The organism is Psychrobacter sp. L7 (assembly GCF_002810365.1).
GTDB classification, from domain to species: Bacteria; Pseudomonadota; Gammaproteobacteria; order Pseudomonadales; family Moraxellaceae; genus Psychrobacter; species Psychrobacter celer.
Window position 1 is genome coordinate 18,606 of sequence record NZ_NEXR01000002.1, and the last position, 23,498, is coordinate 42,103.

21 protein-coding genes are annotated in these 23,498 nt (G+C 45.4%); 9 read left to right on the forward strand and 12 right to left on the reverse strand.

The genetic code is table 11. The features are described 5' to 3' along the window. Nucleotides 1-53 precede the first annotated feature (53 nt). Complete coding sequence (locus CAP50_RS02750; RefSeq protein ID WP_100748994.1) at nucleotides 54-767, reverse strand: DUF1499 domain-containing protein; 714 nt, start codon at nucleotides 765-767, stop codon at nucleotides 54-56. A gap of 268 nt (nucleotides 768-1,035) precedes the next feature. Beyond that, nucleotides 1,036-1,557 carry a peptide-methionine (S)-S-oxide reductase MsrA gene (gene msrA / locus CAP50_RS02755; RefSeq protein WP_100748995.1) on the reverse strand — a complete coding sequence of 174 codons (522 nt, stop codon included), beginning with the start codon at nucleotides 1,555-1,557 and terminating at the stop codon, nucleotides 1,036-1,038. A 289-nt stretch (nucleotides 1,558-1,846) separates the two neighbouring features. On the opposite strand from msrA, the gene cmoA reads away from it, so the two are divergent. From cmoA to cmoB, 5 genes are all read left to right on the forward strand, one after another. Next, a complete protein-coding gene (gene cmoA, locus CAP50_RS02760; RefSeq protein WP_100748996.1) occupies nucleotides 1,847-2,623 on the forward strand; it encodes a carboxy-S-adenosyl-L-methionine synthase CmoA in 777 nt (258 codons plus the stop codon). A 236-nt stretch (nucleotides 2,624-2,859) separates the two neighbouring features. Then, nucleotides 2,860-3,933: a hypothetical protein gene (locus CAP50_RS02765; protein WP_100748997.1), complete on the forward strand. Its 1,074-nt coding sequence runs from the start codon at nucleotides 2,860-2,862 to the stop codon at nucleotides 3,931-3,933. Nucleotides 3,934-3,938: 5 nt separating this feature from the next. Next, nucleotides 3,939-4,388 (forward strand): hypothetical protein, encoded by a 450-nt coding sequence (locus CAP50_RS02770; protein WP_100748998.1) that lies wholly within the window; start codon nucleotides 3,939-3,941, stop codon nucleotides 4,386-4,388. Further along, nucleotides 4,385-5,080 (forward strand): hypothetical protein, encoded by a 696-nt coding sequence (locus CAP50_RS02775; RefSeq protein ID WP_100748999.1) that lies wholly within the window; start codon nucleotides 4,385-4,387, stop codon nucleotides 5,078-5,080. Before CAP50_RS02770 ends, CAP50_RS02775 begins: the two co-directional genes overlap by 4 nt. A gap of 305 nt (nucleotides 5,081-5,385) precedes the next feature. Then, the gene (cmoB, locus tag CAP50_RS02780) at nucleotides 5,386-6,405 is read left to right on the forward strand and encodes a tRNA 5-methoxyuridine(34)/uridine 5-oxyacetic acid(34) synthase CmoB (RefSeq protein WP_100749112.1); all 1,020 of its coding nucleotides are present in this window, start codon (nucleotides 5,386-5,388) and stop codon (nucleotides 6,403-6,405) included. A gap of 96 nt (nucleotides 6,406-6,501) precedes the next feature. On the opposite strand, the gene CAP50_RS02785 is transcribed toward cmoB, so the two are convergent. Next, a complete protein-coding gene (locus tag CAP50_RS02785; RefSeq protein WP_075102521.1) occupies nucleotides 6,502-6,720 on the reverse strand; it encodes a DUF2788 domain-containing protein in 219 nt (72 codons plus the stop codon). Between the two features lie 478 nt (nucleotides 6,721-7,198). Here CAP50_RS02785 and argS point away from each other — a divergent pair, with 478 nt between their 5' ends. The 3 genes from argS to CAP50_RS02800 all read left to right on the forward strand — a co-directional run bounded on the left by argS (nucleotide 7,199) and on the right by CAP50_RS02800 (nucleotide 11,247). Beyond that, nucleotides 7,199-9,028, forward strand: coding sequence for an arginine--tRNA ligase (gene argS, locus CAP50_RS02790; protein ID WP_075102522.1), 1,830 nt, complete (start codon nucleotides 7,199-7,201; stop codon nucleotides 9,026-9,028). Between the two features lie 64 nt (nucleotides 9,029-9,092). Then, entirely contained in the window at nucleotides 9,093-9,914 is an 822-nt protein-coding gene (locus tag CAP50_RS02795) for an SPOR domain-containing protein (RefSeq protein WP_075102523.1), read from the forward strand. A gap of 241 nt (nucleotides 9,915-10,155) precedes the next feature. Next, the gene (locus CAP50_RS02800) at nucleotides 10,156-11,247 is read left to right on the forward strand and encodes a PTS transporter subunit IIC (protein ID WP_100749000.1); all 1,092 of its coding nucleotides are present in this window, start codon (nucleotides 10,156-10,158) and stop codon (nucleotides 11,245-11,247) included. Between the two features lie 98 nt (nucleotides 11,248-11,345). Here the strand turns inward: CAP50_RS02800 and CAP50_RS02805 are convergent, their stop codons facing one another. The 6 genes from CAP50_RS02805 to rdgB form a co-directional block, all read right to left on the reverse strand. Continuing rightward, entirely contained in the window at nucleotides 11,346-12,290 is a 945-nt protein-coding gene (locus CAP50_RS02805) for a c-type cytochrome (protein WP_100749001.1), read from the reverse strand. A gap of 514 nt (nucleotides 12,291-12,804) precedes the next feature. After that, nucleotides 12,805-13,818, reverse strand: coding sequence for an SDR family NAD(P)-dependent oxidoreductase (locus tag CAP50_RS02810; RefSeq protein WP_100749002.1), 1,014 nt, complete (start codon nucleotides 13,816-13,818; stop codon nucleotides 12,805-12,807). Between the two features lie 330 nt (nucleotides 13,819-14,148). Then, nucleotides 14,149-15,420, reverse strand: a complete 1,272-nt coding sequence (clpX, locus tag CAP50_RS02815) for an ATP-dependent protease ATP-binding subunit ClpX (RefSeq protein ID WP_100749003.1) — start codon at nucleotides 15,418-15,420, stop codon at nucleotides 14,149-14,151. 132 nt (nucleotides 15,421-15,552) lie between these two features. Next, nucleotides 15,553-16,191: an ATP-dependent Clp endopeptidase proteolytic subunit ClpP gene (gene clpP, locus CAP50_RS02820; protein ID WP_172953052.1), complete on the reverse strand. Its 639-nt coding sequence runs from the start codon at nucleotides 16,189-16,191 to the stop codon at nucleotides 15,553-15,555. Between the two features lie 511 nt (nucleotides 16,192-16,702). Next, the gene (gene tig, locus CAP50_RS02825; protein ID WP_075102528.1) at nucleotides 16,703-18,040 is read right to left on the reverse strand and encodes a trigger factor; all 1,338 of its coding nucleotides are present in this window, start codon (nucleotides 18,038-18,040) and stop codon (nucleotides 16,703-16,705) included. Between the two features lie 447 nt (nucleotides 18,041-18,487). After that, entirely contained in the window at nucleotides 18,488-19,105 is a 618-nt protein-coding gene (gene rdgB / locus CAP50_RS02830; protein WP_241900637.1) for an RdgB/HAM1 family non-canonical purine NTP pyrophosphatase, read from the reverse strand. A 559-nt stretch (nucleotides 19,106-19,664) separates the two neighbouring features. Here rdgB and CAP50_RS02835 point away from each other — a divergent pair. Further along, entirely contained in the window at nucleotides 19,665-20,294 is a 630-nt protein-coding gene (locus tag CAP50_RS02835; protein WP_075102530.1) for a superoxide dismutase, read from the forward strand. A 134-nt stretch (nucleotides 20,295-20,428) separates the two neighbouring features. Here CAP50_RS02835 and CAP50_RS02840 read toward each other — a convergent pair whose 3' ends face one another. The 3 genes from CAP50_RS02840 to CAP50_RS02850 all read right to left on the reverse strand — a co-directional run bounded on the left by CAP50_RS02840 (nucleotide 20,429) and on the right by CAP50_RS02850 (nucleotide 23,238). Continuing rightward, nucleotides 20,429-21,235: an HNH endonuclease gene (locus CAP50_RS02840; RefSeq protein ID WP_100749005.1), complete on the reverse strand. Its 807-nt coding sequence runs from the start codon at nucleotides 21,233-21,235 to the stop codon at nucleotides 20,429-20,431. An 82-nt stretch (nucleotides 21,236-21,317) separates the two neighbouring features. Then, nucleotides 21,318-22,136 carry a DUF72 domain-containing protein gene (locus CAP50_RS02845; RefSeq protein WP_100749006.1) on the reverse strand — a complete coding sequence of 273 codons (819 nt, stop codon included), beginning with the start codon at nucleotides 22,134-22,136 and terminating at the stop codon, nucleotides 21,318-21,320. 40 nt (nucleotides 22,137-22,176) lie between these two features. Continuing rightward, on the reverse strand, nucleotides 22,177-23,238 hold the full coding sequence (locus CAP50_RS02850) for a polyprenyl synthetase family protein (protein WP_446737502.1): 1,062 nt from the start codon (nucleotides 23,236-23,238) through the stop codon (nucleotides 22,177-22,179). Nucleotides 23,239-23,498 lie beyond the last annotated feature (260 nt).

A 23,498-nucleotide genomic window follows, 5' to 3' on the forward strand; every position in this document is an offset into this window, starting at 1 on the left:
TGTGAGGTTGCAAGCGGCTTTTGCTTCTTGTCAAGCTTCTATCAAGGATGTCGCTACGACTCTAAAACCTTATCCAGCTCTTTGACAAAACGGCGTATACGCTCAGCATTTTTGCCCAAATCGCTGCCACCAATTCGTGATTTACTACGAATATCGACCAGCCGCTTGCTACCTGCATCGGTGATACGTATCACCACATCGTCCTGAAAACCAAACCAAGGCGTCGTATCTGTCGCCTCCACAATACCGGTGTCTGCGTCTATCACCACCAGCTCCCAGTCCAGACTGCTAGCGGCTTGTTCGCAGGCTTTGAGCAGCGTAGATTTGGATTGTGGGTAGCTTAATGTGCTCAAGTCAGGGTAGGCGACGCGCTGCTGTGCTGCGCTCTCGGTGCCAGAGTATGTCGCAGGGTTTGGCGCGTCAGCCCGCAAAGGAATGATGGCCACAAATTTAGGCGGGTTGGTAAGGTCGGTTGAAATATCATGAATGGGTGGTACGCTTTTGGCTTTGTGCAGCATGGTGAGCGGTATGAGGATCGAGCTGCTCGCTAGCAGCATAGTGATGATGGTGGTGCGAAAGCTAAGCGTGTGGCGTTTGAATAACGCTTGTAATAACAACATGATCAGTGCCGCACCGCCTGCGAGCATCGCCAAACTAAATCCGGCAAAGGCGGTACCCAAATCCACGATGCCATATTTATATAATGGCCCTGGCAGTACGACCAATAACAAACCCATCAGGCTGACGAAGCTGATAAAAATTTTCATCAAATCTCTCTATGATTGTCTATTGCTGTGAGTAGCCAGCCATGGTCTGTGACAGATAGATCAGGCATAGAGCCGATAGTAGCAGAGGTGTTTCTACTTCATCAATCTGATAATACTGCTCAATGCTTGCTTCATTTACTGAGAAGGGCGGTCCGTCTTTTTTATCTTGATCATAAATAAGTATGAGTAATAACTACGCCGCATAGCGTAAAGGTGCGTCCTGCCAGATGACCTTTAGCCGAATGATGCACCCGTGATGGCGCGTCAGTTAATTGACCATATATTCGCTAAACTCTTTACGCAGTTTGGCAAGTTTGGGCGGGATGGCAAAGTTGCAGTAGGCTTGGCCTGGGTTTCTATTAAAAAAGTCTTGGTGCGACTCTTCAGCCTTATAAAACGTCATAGTAGGATGGACTTCTGTGACGACGTTGACGCCCATATCGCGCAGTTTGTTGATGGTGCGATCGACGGTTGGTTTTTGCTCATCGTCTGTATAGAACACCACGCTACGATATTGACTGCCGACATCATTGCCTTGACGATCTTTGGTTGTGGGGTCGTGAGTGGCAAAAAACACATCAAGTATCACCTCCAGAGGAACAACAGTGTCATCAAAATCGACCTTAATAACCTCCACATGACCTGTGGTGCCGCTACAGACGGCCTCATAGTTGGCCGATACTGCGTCGCCGCCCATATAGCCTGAGGTCACGGACGCTACCCCTTTTACGGACAAAAAGACCGATTCGGTGCACCAAAAGCAGCCACCGCCTAAGATAATGGTTTGCATAATTTTTCCTATTATTATAAAGAGATGATCAGGTTATATAATCACTTCACTCTAAAAGTGACATAGTGCTACTGGTGTAAATGTTGGTCGCAGACGGTCATTTTTCAACTTTCAACGACCTGCTTAAAGACTCTATCAACTCAATGATACGGTTAGTTTAACGACTGCTTCAATCATCAATTGATTGCCCTTAGCATGACCTATTTAGCTTAGCAGGGCATCTGATGGCAATAAGTAACAAACAGTAATGTTATAATGGGCTTTTGCTATTATCAAAACGAGTCGCCCCATGAGCCAATCCAATCCTGCCACTATCAAGCATGACACTTTATTTACCACACCTCTCGACAAAGCGGCGCGCTTTTCTTTTGATGAGCAGGTGGTGGCGTGTTTTCCAGATATGATTCGCCGTAGTGTACCAGGTTATGGGCAGGTGCTGGCGATGTTGCCTATTTTTGCTCGGCGTCATTGCAAGTACCGTCAGCAAGGCGATGATGGCCGCCGTGTCAGCCGTGTGTATGATTTGGGGTGCTCACTTGGTGCGGCTAGCATGGCGCTGGCTGGGGAGTTTGCGCCGCAGGATTTACAGATTAAAGCGATAGATATCTCGCCTGCGATGACCACAAAAGCGGCGACTGTGCTCAATGATAACTATCCTGAGCACGATATCGAAGTCGTCACCGCCGATATCCGCGATGTGACACTTGAGCCATGCGATATGGTGATTTTAAATTTAACGCTACAGTTTTTGCCAGCCGCCGATAGAGTGGCAGTGTTAGAGAATATCTATAACGCACTGAGCGAGGGCGGTATATTGGTGTTGACTGAAAAAACCCATGCGTTTGATGAGCAGTATGATGCGTGGTTGGTTGAGCGCTATTATGACTTTAAGCGCGCTAATGGCTATACCGAGATGGAAATCAGCGGCAAGCGTAATGCGCTAGAAAACGTCCTTATCACCGATACCTTAGACGGGCACCATCAGCGTTTGGATAAGGTGGGTTTTGCGCGGCATCTGACATGGTTTCAGTTTTTGAACTTTGTGTCGCTAGTGGCGTTTAAATAGGATAAAGGCAACTTAACTCAATAGCCAATATGATTAATAATAGTCTTAAACTAATTGAAAAACTTAATAAAGTAACTTAAATCTACTCAATTTAGTATCTCTCGACAGTTGATGTCGCTTAAAGGTGTTTTATACTTGTATTTATAAATATTTATCTATAGAGTTATAGGAGTTATACTTAATATTAAAAGTGAATTTAAAGAATAAAGTAATAAAAAATTTAATTGAGGAACAGCATGAACAGCTTGGAAGCTATTGAATTAAAAGAAAAAGCTATCAAAAGTATCAAATATCTAAAAGCACGTCAGGCGGGTTTTAAAGATTTTAATGTCTTAATGAAAGCTAACGGCTTATCTGCATCGGTTGGGATGGATAGTGTTATTAATAAGATAAATAAATTAGATGAAGAAATAGATAAAAAAACTATCAAGAAATTAGCAGTAGCAATAGATGACTATCTAAAGAGGCATATTATGTTTGCTTCAAAGAGAATTTATATTTATAAGTTAAATAAGAGCCAACTGCTAAATATAAAATCTGGATTTCATTGTGGAGATTACTTTTCAGATAGATTGGAAAAAGGAAATGAAAAATCATTTGATATAACATTGCCTGAAAACAAAATAAAGAAGACGAGCTTAAAAATATCTTTAAGTAAAACCCTTGAGGTTTTTTATATTAAAGGTCTTCGTGAGTATATTAATAAGGAGTCTATGCCCTCTTTGATTGATGAAGTAGACGATAATGATGTGCGTGAAGTTATTGATGTATTTAAGGTAATTCGAAACAAGATAACTGTTTTCGATTTTATTGCGCTTGATTTAAAAAACGAAGCTTTAATCTTAGGTTTGGATTTGGAGAGTAGCTTCATTAGAGCTGAAATGAATAAATCCTATGCTCGGCTTTATGATATTTTTAAAAATCATTTTAATATTACTAATGTTGATCCAATGGACTTGAGACCATGTATTGAAAAGATGGAGCAAGAGAAAACTGGTAATATACTAAAACACAAATTTTCGACAGATAATGGTGGATATAGTCATACTAGTGGAAGCACATCTAAAAAACTAGACACTAGAAGTGATAAATTTTATATCAATGGAGAAAAAAATAGTATACTTGACTACTATGGAACTATTAAACGCTATTCCTTACAGAAAAATGAAGAACCTATTATTTCTATTGAAATGAGCTATCGCGAATATGCTAAATCTGCTTTTTCAAAAATTGATTATGCAGTAATTACTGATGTAAAAACAGAAAAAGGCTTTCAATTCTGCATTGATAAAATTTTCCAACATGCGTGATTCATATGAATAACATATTTCATTTATACATAGTAAAAATACATAAGCATACATTTGGTCGTGATGATGCAAGTGAAATTAATTATTCCTGTAAGAATATATTAAATGAAATAATAGAACAAAATAATTTATCTAAAGATTCAATATTCAATTATTCATCTCTTTTTAAGAAATCAAAATTAAAAGAAGAAGATAAAGATGTATTTATACAGTCAGTTTATGTGTTAGCACATATTAATGTGAAATTTTTAGAACAACGCTTTCATTATTTAGATAGTGCTGGTTGTTGGGAGGAAATGGATTTAGAGAATATTTTTCAATCGTACAAAGAGAATGAGTTCTATAATCCTATAACGCACGAAAAAATAAATGAAAAAAAATTTAATGATATTGTTTTACCTTATTTTTGCCCAACTGAAGAATTGATTTCATTGCTTAAAGGAGTCAGGCAATGAGTATAGGAAATACTATAAATGACTTTATTTCAGCTCGTGAATTGATGATGCACGACCTGCATTCAAGATTTTCGTATGATGAGTTTATTGAGTTACTTTATAAGGACTTGGAATATATTGCTTCTGTTATGATGGATGGAGTTGAAACATATATTGATATGTCTGAAACAGAAATATCACGTCAAATTTATAATAATTTAAAAATGAAAAATTATGGTGCTGAATTAGATAGTGACAAAAATGGAAATGCTGATATTTCAGTAATATCAGGAAGTTACAAATGGATAAGTGAAGCAAAAATTTTTGGTGGTGCAAACAGATATGGATTTGATCACATAAACGAAGGTTTTTTGCAATTAACTACTAGATATAGTAAAGGAGAAAGTCATGCTTATCATGGCGGATTATTTATTTATATAAAACCAAAAGGAAAAAATGATACAGAAAAAAGCGTAATGGATGGATGGAAAGCAATGATAGAAAGCAATAAGTATGAACTGAATAATCTAGAAATCGATGGGCATCATCAAAATAAAAGATACTTAACAACTAAACATGATCATCAAGTTAGTGGCTATCCATATGTCGTGAAACATATTCCTATTTGTCTACTTCATCTTCCAGAAGATAAAAGTGGGTTAAAAGCCGAGAAATATGCACTAGCTAGAAAAGAATATAGAAATAATAGCTAGAGTATTTTTTAATTAGATTATACGGTTGAAAATGATATAAGTTTTAGTCAAGAAAGTATGATTTCAATAATAATAGCATTGAATTAGCTAGAAGTTAGATTTAGATTGGAGAATAAGTTTTTTATTATAATCTATAAAATATTTAATCAGAAACAGGCTTAAAATAATCGATTGTTATTTATTTGGAAGCTATTTCTAGAGTAAAACTATACTTTTAAGTCTTTTGCTATTACGGCTAGGACTTTATCTATTATTATCCTTTATAATAGGAAGTCTATCCTTTCAAAAACCACTATCCTATGACAATCCTGCACCAAACCATTGCCAACGCTGAACGTGAGCTATATTTAACCTTATTAACCATCGCTGAGACGCATCCGAGTGCTTATGAGTGGCTGACGAAATTACCCGAATGGCTCACCGCTATCAAAGATAAGCGCAACTATGCGCATGCGCCCGCTTATCAGTCCTCAGTGGCGCGTTTGCCTGATTTAAACGTCGATAGCGTGAATTTAAATAGTTCAGCTATTACTATTAACGCTCCTCTTAATGACTCTGAGCGTAAGCAAGCTTTAGCGCTACTTAAGCAATTAATGCCGTGGCGAAAGGGACCGTTTCAAATAGGTCATGAGAGTTCAGGCATTCAGATAGATACTGAGTGGCATAGCGACTGGAAATGGCAGCGAGTTGCGCCGCATTTGGGCACCTTAAAAGGACGGCGCGTGCTCGATGTCGGCGGCGGCTCTGGGTATCATGGCTGGCGTATGGCAGGGGCTGGCGCGGAGACGGTCATTATCATCGATCCCTCTTGCTTGTTTTATCATCAGTTTATGGCGATTCGGCATTTTGTCGGCGCGGCTGATAGTTATAAAACGCATTATATCCCCGTCCCACTCGAAGCCTTACCTGAGCATAGTCAGCTATTTGATACGGTGTTTAGTATGGGGGTGCTCTATCATCGTCAGTCACCCTTTGAGCATTTGCAACAGCTAAAGGGGCAGCTGGTCAAAGGCGGCGAGCTGGTGCTTGAGACGTTGGTAATCGAAGGCGATGCCAATACTGTACTGGTGCCGCATGACCGCTATGCGCAGATGAATAATGTGTACTTTTTACCCTCTGTTGCAGCGTTAATCGGCTGGCTTGAAAAAGCAGGGTTTACAGACGTGCGCTGCGTCGATGTGGCCACGACTTCGACCAGTGAGCAGCGCCAAACCGAATGGATGACGTATCACTCTTTAGCAGATTTTTTAGATCCTAATGACCGAACAAAAACTGTAGAAGGCTATCCTGCCCCGATGCGCGCGACCATTATTGCCAAAAAATAGCACAGTAAAACAGTGCAGTGTTTAGTCGCTGTTTAGCTGCTTCGAACCCATTTGGATGGCTGTCGGTTGAACTGAAGGCACGCCCTAGAGGGTTGGTTAGATCAACCATCTCTCAAAGGCGACCTCTAATAAGAGCTTGAGTAAAAAGCCCACAAACCCAGCACCCAGTGCCAAAAAGATCCAAAACGTCCCAGCGCGTCCAGCCTCAGATTTTTTAGAGATGTCCCACATAATAAAAAATAAAAAGGCGATGAATATTGGTAGTAAGACGTACAATCCCCAGCTGGTGATGGTACTAGCAGCAATAGCAAACATAAAATAGTCCTATAAAGTGGTGACGCGTTGTCTGATTGTCTTTATTATTTTATCGTCTGGATGATGACAGGCGACTCGGCTCAGGTGGGACGTATTGCTTCACTACAGCAAGACAGCAATACAAACCATCATTATAGCGTGGAATGTACTGGGTATAAACTACCACAAAGCCTTGGACAACAGTAACGCTACAATCATAATGCTCGATGTTTCGTCACGCTTAGCGCAGTGCGCGCCGTCTTTATCAGATAGCCAAGGGTGAGGGGCAAATTGGGCTTAAAGTGTTGTATTTTGACACTAATTTCATCGTAAATAGTGCAATACAGCACAAAGATTGTTATATTTATAGGTTACTTGTTTTTTAGTATTAATGTCTCTTTTGCCTAGCCTGTCGTTATTATAATAATCCCATATCGACTGCTCGCATTCGTCATGTTTTATACCGTTTTTGTTGTTTATTTAATTGAGTTTATACCCTATGTCACAAGCCCAAATCGATACCTTAACCGCATTATTTGACCAAGCTGTTCAAACCTTACAGGCGCAAGACATCTTGCCTGCTGATTGGCAAAACAATAGCCAGATTACCCGTACCAAGGATTTGAGCCATGGTGATTTTGCCAGTAACATCGCGCTGACGGCAGCCAAAGCAGCTAAGAGTAATCCGCGTATGCTGGCTGAAAAAATCGTCGCCGCGTTGCCTGATAATCAAGACATTCGCCAAGTCGAAATCGCCGGCCCTGGTTTTATCAATGTGTTTTTGAACAGCGATGCCAAGTTTGCAGTATTGGCAGATATCTTTGAGCTACAAGACCGCTTTGGTCTAAGCGAGCAATTTGCCGGGCAAAAAATCCAAGTCGAGTTTGTCTCTGCCAACCCAACCTCAAGCCTGCATGTCGGTCATGGTCGCGGCGCAGCGTTCGGTATGAGCGTGGCCAATTTGCTAGAGGCGGTGGGGTATGACGTCACGCGTGAATACTACGTCAATGATGCCGGTCGCCAAATGGATATTTTGGCAACCAGCACCTACTTGCGTTATTTGCAGATCAATGGCGAGCAGGTGACTTTTCCGGTCAATGGCTATCAAGGCGAGTATGTCCGAGATATCGCACAGACTCTAAAGGTGCAGCATGGTGACAGCTACGTTCATCCTTTCGCTGACGTCGCCAAAGACGTACCAGCAGATGCTATCTTTGATACCAATGCCGATGGTGAAAAAACACTGGTATCAGGCGACAAAGAAGCGCATATCGATGGTCTGATTGCCAATAGCAAATCCTTGCTAGGTGAGGGTTATGAGCTGTTTTTAGACGCGGCGCTGAGCAGTATCTTGGCGGATATCAAAGATGATTTAAATGACTTTGGGGTGCGTTATGAGTGCTGGTTTAGCGAGCGCTCAATCGATAGCGAGATCGAGCCCGTCTTACAGATACTAGACGACAAAGGCTATCTGTATGAAAAAGATGGCAATATTTGGTTTAAATCGACCGATTTTGGTGATGAAAAAGACCGAGTGGTACGCCGCGCCAATGGGCAAACGACGTACTTTGCCTCTGATATTGCTTATCACAAAAACAAGTTTGACCGCGGCTTTGATAAAGTCATCAACGTCTGGGGCGCAGACCACCATGGTTATGTCCCGCGGGTAAAAGCGGCGCTGACTGCGCTTGGCATCGATGAGGCGCGCCTCGATGTGGTATTGGTACAGTTTGTGGCCTTATGGCGCGGTAGTGAAAAAGTACAAATGTCGTCACGCTCAGGCAAATTTGTCACCTTGCGCGAGCTGCGCTCTGAGGTGGGTAACGATGCGGCGCGTTTTTATTATGTGGCGCGTAAGCCTGAAGTGCATGTGGACTTTGATCTGGAGCTGGCCAAGTCGCAAAGTAAAGACAACCAAGTCTATTACATTCAGTACGCGCATGCGCGTGTCTGCCGCGTGTTAGAGAAGCTTGAAAACAGTGGTTTCGTGGTAGATGATGCCATTGGTCAAGCGCAGCAAACGAGGCTAAGCGCTCCGAACGAAGATGAGTTGATCAAGCTGCTAGCAGGCTATCCTGCGACCTTAGCGCGCGCGGCGACTGGCTATGAGCCGCACGTCTTGACCAATTATCTAAAAGAGCTGGCGGCGCTGTTTCATGGCTGGTACGACAGCAACCGCATCTTGCCGGTGAGCTTGACATCAGGTGAGACACCGAGCACTGATGAGATGGCATTGATGCAGGCGCGTCTACGGTTGTCAAAAGCGGTGCGTCAAGTATTGTCCAACGGACTTAATTTGTTAGGGTTGTCTGCCCCGTCTAGCATGTAGTATAAAGAGACGGCTGATAAGCGTAATTTAATGATAGTTAAATTCAGTAGGGAGAACCAGATCCATGCTAGCCAAAAAACCTAAAGGCGCGACCGAAAAGCGCAAAACCAGTAGTGTGTCAGGCTTATTATGGATGTTCGTCGGGGCGATACTGACCTTGATGATTGGGGTGTTTATCTACCTCTCGCCATTGTTTGATTTTAGTCCAGCAGATAGTGCCGCCGGCGATGACCCAGACCGTCAGGTACAGCCGCGTGTCGATACTGACACGGATAATGGTGATTATGAGTTTTATGACATATTGCCCAGTCAAGAAATGGCGACGATTCCTGATGAAGACATCGCCGAGGTGGGCAACAGTGCAATAGGCGATATCAATGCCTTTGAGCCGGATGTGGTCGTCACTCAGCCGCAGGATAGTAGCGCCAGTCGTGAGGATGAGTCAGGCAATTTCGGTATCGCGGATGGTACAGCGACAGCGCCTAATCAAGGCAATGGCGCGGCAACTGGCGAAAACAGTGATGAGATTGTCATTGTCGAAGAAGACGCCACTTACGATGGCCCTGCGCCTACTAGCAATAGTAATGGCGCTAACCGTAGCAATAACTCAGGTGCCGGGACCGCTAGCGTACAGGCTGCCAAACCGGCAGCTACCTACATTTTGCAGATCAATAGCTTTGGTGATGCTGATGAAGCAGATCGTCGCCGCGCCCAAGTACTGATGGCAGGTGTCGATGCAAGAGTGGTAAAAAACACCACAGGTAATGGTTTGCCCATCTATCAGGTCATCTCACGGCCGATGAATAATCGTCAAGCGGTGACCACCGCCCAGCAGCGCCTACAAAATAACGGCATCGACTCTATCATCGTCGAGCAGCGCCGCTAGCATCGGCAGCTTAGGAGGATGACTCGTTTATAAAAAAGGCGTTGCTTACTGGTACGAGCGACGCCTTTTTTATCGTTTATTTTAGGGCATGTCTTCAAATCACTCGATAGCTATCTAAATGGGCTAAAATGGCCAAATTTTGCTAAACATCGTCAAATAGCTGGTCAATATCACGATATTAACGGCGCTATTTTCCTTGTTTGACCGCAATTTATCTCCAAAAATTACAAAGAGCATGGCTATGACTGTATCGCACGCAGTAGCACCCCACGGTGTCATTAAGGCTTTTTTTCAAAAGTATTTTATTGATGCTTTTACTGGCATGGCGTTGGGCTTGTTTGTCACCTTGATAGCTGGTCTTATTATCTCGCAAATCGGTGGTTGGTTACATTTGCCAGCACTGGTGGCTGTCGGCAAGCTGGCTTCAGTCATGATGGGGGCGGGTATCGGCGTGGGTATTGCGTACTATCTAAAAGCACCGACGCTGGTGATGCTCAGCTGCTTGGTCGCTGGTATGCTCGGTGCCCACTCCGAGGCGCTAATGGCAGGGACGCTATTTACCGCTCAGGTAGGTGCTCCTGCGACTTTTGTCGCCATACCCGGCAATCCGATTGGCGCGTATTTGGCATCGGTATTTGCGTATCGCGCTGGTACATGGATCGCAGGTAAAACCAAACTCGATATCTTATTGGTGCCATTGGTGGTATGTAGTGTGGCGTTGCTGGTTTGTGCCCTTCTGAATCCGCCCATCGTCGCTGCCGTCAGCGCTATTGGACAAGGTATTCAGGCGGCCACTGAGCTGCAGCCGTTATTGATGGGGATTGTGATAGCTGTGGTGGTGGGTATTTTGCTGACACTTCCCACCTCCAGCGCAGCTATATGCATTGCTATCGGACTTGGCGGGCTAGCAGGCGGTGCGGCGGTGGTGGGCTGCGCGGCGCACATGATCGGCTTTGCGGTAGCGAGCTTTAAGGACAACGGCATGAGCGGGGTGATCTCTCAGGGGCTTGGCACCAGCATGCTGCAGATTCCCAATGTACTAAGAAAACCATTGGTGCTATTGCCTGCGGTCATCGCAAGCGCCATTGTCGGCCCCATTGCGACCGTCGGTTTTGGGCTGGCCTGTACTGCAACTGGCGCTGGCATGGGTACGGCGGGGCTGGTAGGGGTATTTGGCGTCATCGAGGCCTCGCAAGGACTGATGAGCACAGCACAGCTATGGACGGCGATTGTGTTATTGATGTTTGTGCTGCCAGCCGTGATTGCCGGTGTGGTCGCTTATGTGATGCGCCGTATGGGCTGGCTGGTAGAAGGTGATATGAAGCTACCTTAAGCACTACTATGATGGTTATGCATACCGCAAAAAAGCCCAGTTATTTATAGCTGGGCTTTTTATCTGAGTGCTTTTATTGTCTAAACCATTGAACTTTACTAACGGCGTACATCAACCGGCGCTCCGCCTTTTGGCCAATCTTTGTCTTTGTTGGCTTTGACTGGGCGCGGCAAGTGGGTGAAGTAGCTGGCCACATCGATGGCTTCTTGATCGGTTAGGGTATTGCCTTGACCAAACGGCATTTTACCTTTGACAAAAGCTGCTGCCTTATAGGTACGCGCCATACCTGCGCCGTCGTTGAATGAATTTTCACCAGCGACGGCAGGATATACGTAGGTGCCGTCGTCATTGTATTGACCTTCACCATTGTCACCATGACAAGTGCTACAGGTCTTGGCAAATATCTCCTTGCCTTTGACGGGGTCTGGGGTCAGCGTGTTGTCGACCTTGACAAACCCACGGCCTTCTGGCGATACCCCTATTGGCATATCTTGCGATAGCCATGTCATATAAGAGATAAAGGCATTCATCTCCTCTGAATCTAGATCCAGTGGCGTGCCGTTCATCGAACGCTGAAAGCAGCCATTGACCCGTTCTTGTAGCGAGTTGACGCGAGCATCACGCGAGCGGTAAATCGGAAAGATACCCGGTAGCCCATTCCACGGTGCGGCATAGGCTTCTGAGCCATTGGCTAAGTGACAGCTGGTACAGTTGAGCTTGTTGCCGACGTTATTTGGCAGCTCTCGGTACGTGTGATTGGCAAGCTCCAACCCTCGGCGGACAGCGGCGCCATATTCATTATCAGGGATGGTCGACTCATCTGGCATGCTGATGTTTAGTTTGGCACCGGGGTTTGCGGCCATGTCGTTTTTAATCTCAGCGGCGCGTGCTTCAAGCGATTTGACGCGTGCGAGGGCTTCTGCTTCTTCGACACGGTCCACCGCCTTGGTCTCTGAGTCGCTACAGGCCGTGATGCCAGTGGCACCGACAGCCACGATAGTCGCCAACAAAAAAGGCGACGGTATTGCTAGAAATTTTTTCACTGGAATATCCTTATTATAAAAGATAATATCTGAATATGTATTTATATGGTAATTTAACCGTCATGCTGATAGAACTGTGCCTAATCTATGTCTGGAATAAGTGCTGCATCAATAAAAAATCAAGCCGGATATTTAGCTGGTAAATAACAATATAAATAGATAATAAGCAGTAAGTTGCTAGAAACATAATTGTAGCAAATATAACGTGTTAAAGTATATAAATACGTAAAGTGTCACAGATTATGCGCAAGCGTCTACTCGCAAATAAGGTCAAAATCGCCAATCATAAACGCAGTGCTATCGATAGCGACAAACCGAAAAAAGGCGCTTAACCACACATGGGTTAAGCGCCTTTTTGTGTCAATTCTAAGTACAATCAGTAGGTAACTGTCTCATATGCGATGAGTGTCAATTTTGCTTGCTGCGACTACGCCGACAGAGGCGACGCAAAACTGCCCCCAGTCGTACTGTGTCTGTTTTATAGAGAGGCGACTCCAAATAGAACAAGAAAAAGTTATCTGCCATGATTGGGTTTTTTGGCACGTTGCGGTTTGAGCTTACGTGAGAGTTTGTTGGCGTCGTTTAGTATCTGGCTATATGCTGAGGGAAAGACGCGCTGTACGGCATCGATCATTTTGGCATCGTTGCCAATCAGGCAGCGGCGCTGGTTGGTCGCTACCGCCTGCAAAATAAGCCAAGCGGCCTCACTGGCATCGAACTTCAAAAACTTATTAAAACTTCTGATGGCTTTGGGGCCAGTACGCATGCCGATGTCATTGATGCTGTCATTACCGCGTGCACTATTGGCAATGTTGGTTTTGATACCACCTGGATGGATACAGGTCGCTGATACGCCGCAGCGCTGGATATCGAGCTCTTGGCGCAAGCTTTCGGTAAAGCCGCGCACTGCAAACTTGCTGGCGTTATAGGCAGATTGTGAGGGTTGGGCGGTCAGTCCAAAGAGACTAGAGATATTGACGATATGACCATGCTTAGAAAACTGGCGGGCGTTTTTGTCTGTGTGATTGCTATTGTCCGTTTCAGTGGCTTTGACACTATTTTTAATCAAAGGCAAAAATGCTTTGGTGCCATAGACCACGCCCCAAAAATTAATATCCATCACCCATTCAAGCTCGCTGATACTACTGCCTTCTACGGTAGAATACAGCGCCACGCCTGCATTGTTAAAGATAAAATTGACTTTGCCGTGCTCATTCATCACTGCCTCTGCCCAGGCTGCGACGGCTTTTTGGTCGGAAACGTCAAGTACTGTGGTGCAAGCGTCGATATCGTAGCCGATGAGCAGCGCTTTGGTCTGCGCCAGCTGCTCAGGATTGATATCAGATAGGGCAAGGTGACAGCCCATTTTTGCCAAATGAATGGCCAGCTCACGCCCCATACCAGAGCCTGCGCCCGTGATAGCAGCGACATGATCGCGATAGTATGGTGCGATGTCGTGATTTTGTTGAGAGGCGATAGGAAGGTGGCGGCGTAGTGAGCTTGCCATAGTGGCCATGTGGTTGCGCATAATAAACAATCCTTTGTCATCATCATTATTAGTGGGTATCTAAACCGCATATCGCAGGCGCGCTATCGCTACCAAAGATATGGGCTTAGATGGATAATCTACCTTAGCATGATTTATGCGGCACCCTGATAAGGTTTGATAAACGCCGCTGTCATTTTTTATGGGTTTTTTTATGGTCTTTTATACGCCTTTTGTGCGCTTGGGCATATATATTTACGCATACAGACGAGCGGACACAAAAAAGCGCCTGAGCACTGCTGCTAGACGCTTTTTTAGGATTGTTATCAAGATAGCCTACCACTTGTCCTGCTATCTTCAGTCATGCTCAGATTAAGCAATTTTAGGCGTTTTGCCTTCATTGATGACCGACTCATCGACCATCACGGTTTTGGCGTTTTTCATCGATGGTAGCTCATACATGGTTTCTAGCAAGGCGTTTTCTACGATAGAGCGCAGACCACGCGCGCCTGTTTTGCGCTCCATGGCTTTTTTGGCGATGGCATCGAGGGCTTCTTTGGTAAACTCAATCTCAGCGCCTTCCATATCAAACAAATACTTGTACTGTTTGACCAGCGCGTTTTTTGGCTCGGTCAAGATTTGCACCAGCGCTTCTTCATCCAGCTCTTCGAGCGCGGCAAGTACCGGCAGACGACCGATCAGCTCAGGAATCAAACCAAACTTAATCAAATCCTCAGGCTCGACTTGCTGAAGCAAATCTGAGCTACGGCGGCTGTCGTCTTTTGAGCTGACATCCGCATTGAAACCGATACCGCCCTTTTCGGTACGCTGCTGAATCACTTGGTCGAGGCCAGCGAACGCACCACCAACGATGATGAGGATGTTGCTGGTATCGACTTGGATCAGCTCTTGCTGTGGATGCTTACGGCCACCATGAGGCGGGATAGCAGCAACTGTGCCTTCGATTAGCTTGAGCAGGGCTTGCTGTACGCCTTCGCCCGATACATCGCGCGTGATAGACGGGTTGTCGCCTTTTTTGCTGATTTTATCAATCTCATCGATATAAATGATACCTTGCTCAGCTTTGCTCACATCATAGTCAGCCGCTTGCAGTAGTTTTTGCACGATGTTCTCGACATCTTCACCGACGTAGCCTGCTTCGGTCAAGGTAGTGGCGTCGGCCATGGCAAAAGGCACGTCGAGCAGGCGCGCTAAGGTTTGCGCGAGCAGTGTCTTACCAGAGCCGGTCGGGCCAATCAGCAAGATATTGCTTTTTGCCAATTCAACCATGGCATCATCAGCGCCAATCTTGGCTGTTTTGTTATCATTGGCCAAAGTCTGGCTAACTTTTAGGCGTTTATAATGGTTATAAACCGCCACCGCCAAGGCTTTTTTGGCCGCGTCCTGCCCGATGACATACTCATCAAGCTTGGCGCGTATCTCTTTTGGCGTTGGTAGTTTTTTATTGACCCACGAGGTATCAATATCGCTATCGTCGCTCTGCTCGGCACTGTCTGCGATTAAGTCGGTACATAGCTCGATGCACTCATTACAGATATTGGCGTCGTCAGAGGCAATGAGCTGTTGTACGTCACTTTTGGCTTTGCCACAAAATGAGCACTGTGGGGTGTTATCTTCTGCCATAAAAGGCGCTCCTAAAATTTAAAGCTTATAAGTATTCTGAGTATGTCCATCAATGCCCAAACAGCAAGTGCTCAGGCATAAAATGTAACAAAATGGCTGCGGATATCGCGATGATGGCGCGGCGCCCAAAGCCTACAACGAAGTCGGACGACGCTCTAGTACTTCATCGACCAGACCGTACTCTTTGGCTTCTTGCGCATCTAGCCAAAAGTCACGTTCGACGTCTTTTTCGATCTTCTCAAGCGGCTGGCCGGTGCGCTCAGCCAAAATGCGGTTTAGGCGATCACGGATTTTGAGGATTTCACGGGCATTAATCTCGATATCGGTCGCTTGACCTTGCGCGCCGCCTGATGGCTGGTGAATCATCACGCGTGCATTGGCAAGTGAGTAACGCTTGCCTTTTTGGCCTGCTGCCAATAGGAATGAACCCATGCTATACGCGCCGCCCATACAGATGGTCGATACCTCAGGCTGGATAAAGTTCATGGTATCAAAAATTGCCAAACCGGCACTGACTGAGCCGCCTGGTGAGTTGATGTATAAATGAATGTCTTTGTCTGGGTTTTCTGCTTCCAAAAATAGCAACTGAGCAACGATAAGGTTGGCCATGTGGTCTTCGACTTGACCGGTCAAAAATATCACACGCTCACGCAGCAAGCGCGAGAAAATATCAAACGAGCGCTCACCGCGTGAAGACTGCTCGACCACCATGGGTACTAAAGCAGATTGCGGAGCGCTTTGGATGTTTTGTACGTCGTTGTGCGCACTCATCAACATATCAAAATGCGGGTTGGCGGTGATGCGATCATAATCTGTCATAAAGATGTCCTATGTATAAGTCCATAAAATAAAGGGTTTGAGGGTAGCGAGTGGCCAAGTTTTGCTGACGGCTTATCATTGTAAATACGGCCGTTTATACCTAGTACGAGCCAGATGCCATAAAACCATCTAGGTGTCGCTAAAAAATAATTGAGCTAATGGTAACTTTTTTATTAAGGCAATAGTAACTTTTTAATGTGAAAATTGATAAATGACTGTCTATTAATAAGGCGTCTGCAACCATTTATCAAGGGGTTGGTCATAAACGAGGATGAAAAACACTCGATAAAAAGTCAGTCAGTGTGGGCGTACGCGTCAACACTCTATCCATCAGTAACTATCTACCAAGAAAAATGCCCTAACACAATGGTTAGGGCATTTTTGTATTACCTTGGCCGTCGTCACCAATGATCACCCGTACTTAGCGATGATAATAATGGTCTGGCTGGACGACTAAGCAAGATTACATTGCTTGCTGCTGCTGAGCGGCGAGCAGGTCTTGGTAGCTGACTTCTTTGTCAGTTACTTTACCTTGGCTGATCAAATAGTCGACCACTTGGTCTTCTAGTACCACAGACTCGATGTTGGCGCGTTGCTGCTTGTCATTGGTATAGTACTCGATGACTTCGCTTGGGTCTTCGTAGTTTTCGGCCGCTTCTTTGATGAAGTTTTCGACACGCTCTTGGTCGACTTCTAGGCCTTTGGTGTCGATGACGCGAGCGACGATGATGCCAAGACGGGCAGCACGTAGCGCTTGCTCTTCAAACAGCTCATTTGGCAGCATGTCTTTGTCAAAGCTGTCAGCACTGGCGCCGAACTGCTGAGAAAAACGCTGCATCATCATGTTGCGCTGACGCTCGATTTCTTGCTCTAGCATGGCGTTTGGTACGTCAAACTCGTTCTTTTCTAGCAATGCATCGAAAGTCGCTTGCTTGACTTGGCTACGCGCAGCGTTTTTGATTTCGCGTTCCATGTTTTTGCGTACGTCTTCTTTTAGCTTCTCAACGCCGCCTTCGGTCACGCCAAATAGCTCTAGGAACTCGTCGTCGATTTCAGGTAGCTTGGCTCTTTCCACCAATTTTACATTGATTTTGAACTGTGCTTCTTTACCGGCTAGGTTTTCTGCTTGGTAATCTTCTGGGAAGGTCACATCGATGACTTTTTCTTCGCCAGCTTTCATGCCTTTGATACCCGCTTCAAAGCCAGGAATCATCTGGTTGCTACCGATGACCAATTTGAAGTCTTCCGCTGAGCCGCCTTCAAATTTTTCGCCGTCGATAGAGCCTTCAAAGTCAAAGGTCACTTGGTTGTCTTTGGCTGCTTTGCCTTTCTTTTCAACATACTCTTGACGCTGCTTTTGCAGGTTTTCGATCATGGTGTCGACGTCTTCGTCACTGACGGTCGCCGTGTGACGCTCAACTTCGATTTCATCGATACCTTGTACGTCGATTTCTGGGAAGATCTCAACAGTGGCTTGATACACCAAAAAGTCGTCTTCTAGTTTGACGTCGTCGATGTTTGGCATGCCAACGGCGCGGATGTCTTCAGCTTTGATCGCTTCAAAGACCGTATCACGGATCACATCGTTGATCACTTCTTGCTGGATGCCAGCACCGTACTGTGAGCGGATGTGCGACATTGGCACTTTGCCTTTGCGGAAACCGTCGATTTTGGCGGTTTTCGCCACTTGGCTGATGCGGCCTTCTACTTTGTTTTGGATTTTTTCTACGGGGACTTTAACCGTCAGCTGAGTCTCTTTATTAGATAGCTTGTTGGTTGTGACTTGCAAATCTGTAGCCATGTTAATTACACCTTTAGGGTTAAATAATAATGATAGACAATCGCACCTCAAAATACGGGCGTGTGCTGCTGATTGCCGTTGGAATAAATAGGGGATAGTGATAGCGCGCAGTCGCTCAGCTGGCCTTTAAGCAATCGCCTCAGGCGTCCCTATAACCTAACTGCGCCAATGCCATAAGGCCAAGCGCCGTCAGGCAGCGTTTGAGTACACGCTATCAAATATCAATAATAAACCGTTTATGCCGCGCATAATAACGCTTTTTGCTGAATTATACAGGCAAATAACGGCCTTCAACAAAATTTTAAAAGTAGAACAGTATAATCTATCTGTTTATTAAAGTAAAAATTATCTGTTTGCCTATTGTTTACCTATAAAGCGTTCTTTATTTACCTCATGTTTGATGACATGCATCAGTAGCGCTAACGCTATTTTAGAGCGCGCCAACTGTCATAGCGCTAGCTGCGCCAATAACTGCCGAATGGCTTGGCCGCGGTGACTGATGTTGTTTTTGTCAGCGGCGCTCAGGCTGGCGGCCGTCGTTTGTAGCTTGGGCAGCCAAAACAGGGGGTCGTAACCAAAGCCGCCGTCGCCTTGCGCTGCCTGCAAGATCTCACCATGCCACAGACCTTGGGCGATAATCGGCAGCGGGTCATCGGCATGGCGTACCATCGCCAGCACACAAACAAACATGCCTTTGATAGGCGTATCTGGCGAGGCGGCGCGAATAGGCTGCAAATCAGCGATGAGCTTGGCGTTGTTTTTAGCATCATTGCCATGCTCGCCTGCGTAGCGCGCCGAATAGATGCCAGGCGCGTTGCCCAATACGGGCACGCATAATCCTGAGTCATCTGCAATGGCAGGCAGGTTGCTGGCTCGGCTGGCATGCCGCGCCTTGATGATGGCGTTTTCTACAAAGCTCAATCCATCCTCGATGGCATCATCGATACCGAGCTGGCCTTGTGGGACGATCGTCACATCCAAATCTGCCGCCGCAAATAGGCGTTTAAACTCAGCAAGCTTGCCTTTGTTATTACTGGCGAGTACCCACTGGCTGGCAGCGGTCATCTCATTTGGCGATGGTACGGGGTGACCAGATAGTCGGTCTGTGGTAGTGCTCATAAAATCATTCCATCAAGTCGAGGGACAAAAAAGACGTTACCAGTAAATGCGGTAGACTAAATAGAGTAGGCATGCATAGTGGCTCGCATCCGCCCATTTATTATACCGGTTAAGCTCAAACAACCAGATAGCGTGGCTCGATAAATAACCAATTGCTATACAGGTTGTATCGTCCATAACATTTAGTAACTGATATTGCCGCGTACTGTTGCTATAATAGGTGCCAAGATTCAGTGAATGATATCTTATAGCTTGTAAATATTAAGTTAATAAACGCTCGCGAAGTCAAAGACTTGGCTTTCGGGCAAAAAATAACACTAATGTTACTTTTGGATTCGTGACAATACGTGATATCGTGAGTAAAAATATCATGTATTAAACGACAAAAGTATTAAGCGATAAAATTCATCTCAAACAATAAACTCAGCCAATTTAGCTCGGTATGTTGCTTGCCTCTTTGAGGCAGGTGAGATAAGAGCGGCAAATAAGCAAGGATAAAATAATTATGTCAAACATTACTCTACCAGATCTACCTTATGCAAAAGACGCGCTAGAGCCACATATCAGTGCCGAAACGCTAGAATACCATCATGACAAGCACCATGCCGCGTATGTCAATAAACTAAACGATTTGCTACCAGGCTCTGGTCTAGAAGACAAAACATTGCCAGAGATCATCGAAGCCACGGCAAAAGATGACAGCAAGCAAACCATGTTTAATCAAGCGGCGCAAGTATGGAACCACACGTTTTACTGGAACTGCATGACCCCAGAAAACGGCGGCGGCGAACCGACTGGTGATCTCAAAGCGAAAATCGAAGAAGATTTTGGTAGTTATGACAAGTTCCGCGAAGAGTTCAAAAACGCAGCAACCTCACAGTTTGGTTCTGGTTGGGCATGGCTTGTCGCTGATAAAGTCGGCGGTAAACTATCAATCGCGAAGACTGGTAACGCTGATAACCCATTGGCACACGGTCAAGTCGCGGTATTGACTTGTGACGTATGGGAGCACGCTTACTACATCGATTATCGTAACCGTCGTCCTGACTATGTTGATACGTTCCTAGACAAGCTCGTGAACTGGGACTACGCAAATGCGAAATATAAAGGTCAAGATGCGGGTGTTGAGAAATAATCTGTAGTCACTAAGTATTTGATTTACTTTATAAGTAGAAAAGAGGACGCTGAGAGGCGTCCTTTTTTTTGGCTGCTCTTTTATGTTCTGCTGCTGTTAATACAGCTTCACTTTACAATGACTATTTATATCTTTTACTTAGAGTTGTCAGCTATTAACGTTCTTATTTCATGGATTGATAATGTCTTGTCTTTCTTTCTATGAACGACACAATGACAGTTTGCGCATAAAGGAATTAAGTCGGTTTCTGGGTCTATCTCTTTAGGTGTTTCAAATTCTGAAACAGGAACTATATGATGAATATGAATAAAGCCTTCTGCATATTCTCCATAAAACTCTCCAAAGTTAAATCCGCAAGCAGTACAAGAGTCACCGTGAATAGCAATTGCTTGTTTTCTATATTTAGGATTTCTTTCGTATGTAGTTACATAGCGTTTTGATGCTTTACCTTCACTGAAAGATTCAAGCGAATCTTGATAATGTTCTGCATTTTTATCTGAGATATAAGCTGTTTTTTGCTCTGAAACCTTATTGATCCTGCTTTTAGAGATAATCAGCTGATAAGTATCCTCATCGATAGCTCTTACTCCATCGCGCCAATAATTGGATTTTCTCGAATCAGGGATTGTTTCTAAGTATTTGGACTCATATTTTGCTAAAACAGCTTCTTTAAAGGGTATGAAATCAGTAATAGTAGCAAAAAAATCATTTTTACTACTTTCTTTGTCGGGGTAGGTTTTACCGATTTTAGCGATAGCGAAATAGTGTGGCGCGTCAGATAACCTTTTACTAGAAAATTTTTTGTTCTTCAATGTTCCTTTGTAATAAATGACTTTCGTACCTGGTTTGAGGTGCTTTTGGTATCTTTTCGGGAAATGATAAAGAACACCAGTTTCATCGGCCCAAGCCGATTCGTCATTTTCAGTTATTATTGTATACACGCTATGTCCTTATGTTTCAAAATTAGCAATAGTATGAGTGCTATAAAAAGAGGTTGGTTTTTAATTAGGTCCATAAACTCTGTTAGATCACCTCAAACCCAAACTTACCCAATGCCTCACGTAACATCGCAATATTATAATAAGCATGCGCGTTGACGGTGTTTTGAAAAAAGATATAGAGCGTGTCAAAGTGCTGACGCTGATTGGCAATCGCTTGCGCCCAGTCCTGCATCTCAGCTTCAGAGTAGCGATAATCATGCCGATCGCTGGCGCTCATGGCATCCCACCAGTTCAGATTATTACCATGCATACGCAGGTAACCGGTGCGCTCAGTAAATATCAGCCGTGATGGTGGTAGACCGCTGACTTTAGGATAATCAACGCTGCACCAAATGAGACCTTGCTTGATAAAGCTATCGACCACTTGCGGGGTATGCCAGCCATTATGACGAAACTCAATGGCGAGTGGGTAGTCGCCAAACCAACTGACCAGATTGGCCAGATACAGCCGATGCTCGCGAGTACGATCAAAGCCATGGGGGAATTGCAATAGTAGGGGCGCGAGCGCATCGGCTTCGATGAGTGGGGATAGGGCGTTTAAAAACGCTTGTGCGTGCTCGCTTGTGCCTTTGCGCGCATGGGTAAAGTCTTGATGCAGCTTGACGGCGAATTTGAGCTCACTATCGGCTTGTACGTAGGCCTTATTAATCATACCAGAAAAGGCTTTTTGGCCGATGGGCGCGTAAAAGGTGCTATTGATCTCGACCGCGCCGTATTGACGAGCATATTCGCGCAAAAAATCTGTCTTTTTGGTGCCGGCTGGGTACAGCGTACCAAGCAAGTCGGTATCGCTATAGCCGCCGGTGCCAAGATAGATACGCGGTGTCGGGGTACCGTCCATGCTGACCACCCTTTATCGTTTTTAATGTTTATTGCTACGCTTATTTTTTACGTGACCATAGCCATTCGATGAGTGCCAATAAGGCGTTGGTGTCCTTATTACCGCTCAACTCACGCAAGATAGCAGCGCGTCCGTCATTAAACAGCGACTGCGCATAGTTGGTCGCCTGCTCAACCCCCATCAGTTTGACATAAGTGGATTTATCCAGTTTTTCATCGCTACCAGCAGGTTTACCAAGGGTGTCGGTGCTGGTGGTGACATCCAAGATATCGTCTTGGACTTGAAAAGCCAGACCAATATGCTGGGCGCATTCTTGTAGCGCCATGCGCGCTTGCGCGGTCGCGCCAGCACAAATCCCGCCCATCAGCATCGCCGCTTCGATGAGCGCGCCGGTTTTATCACGGTGGACGGCTTCTAATTGGCTTTGGGTAATGTCGGGGTTGGCTTCGGCATTGAGATCCAGCGTTTGCCCTGAGACCATACGGCGAGCGCGCGGCGCAAATACCGCGAGCAGCTGACTGGCAATCGCGGCATCAAATGGCGCAAAAGTCGGCAGCTCTGCGGTCAGTACCTCAAAGGCGAGGGTCTGGAGCACGTCCCCTGCCAGTAGGGCGGTTGCCTCGGTAAAGACAATATGCGCGGTTGGCTGCCCACGACGCAGCGCGTCATCGTCCATACAGGGCAAGTCATCATGTACCAATGAATAGGTATGCAATAGCTCGACGGCCAATGCCGCTCGGCGCGCCATATCATAATCGGAGTCGTTTTCTAACAGGCTTTCTAATAGAGGGTTTGCCGTGCGGCCTTGCGTCATGGTCTCAGAGGTATCTGGGCTGATAGGCTGTGCCTCGCCATGCCAGCGATTATCATTCACGCTGGCGAAGGCGCTGGCGACCAGTAGCGGACGCACCAGCTTACCTTGCCCCGTCATCACATATTGGCAGGCATCCAGCAGCGGGCTTGGCAGCTTGGCATACGCAAATAACACCTCGATATCTTTGGCAATCTGCGTGCGCACAATCTGATGAAATTGCTTGGTTTTATTATTGATATGGTGATCAGTATTATCATGCGCGCCGTCATTTATACGCAAAAAAGACATAAAGCCAGAAGTAGGAGAGACAGTCATAATCCAACCATTTATAAAAGAGACAAGAAAAATAGCGATAGTGTAGCATGATAGCTGGCCCTGCTTATGAAGCGCGTATCATCCGCGCCGCGTTTTTGGCAGTTTTTTGTCAAAGAGCATGCTAAAAAACACAAGAGGCAATGTCATCTGCACTGCGGTACGCCCTGCAGCCAACCCTCGTTACGTATTGCCCGTTTTATTTAGTGATTGAATGTGTTGTGATGAGGCGGCTG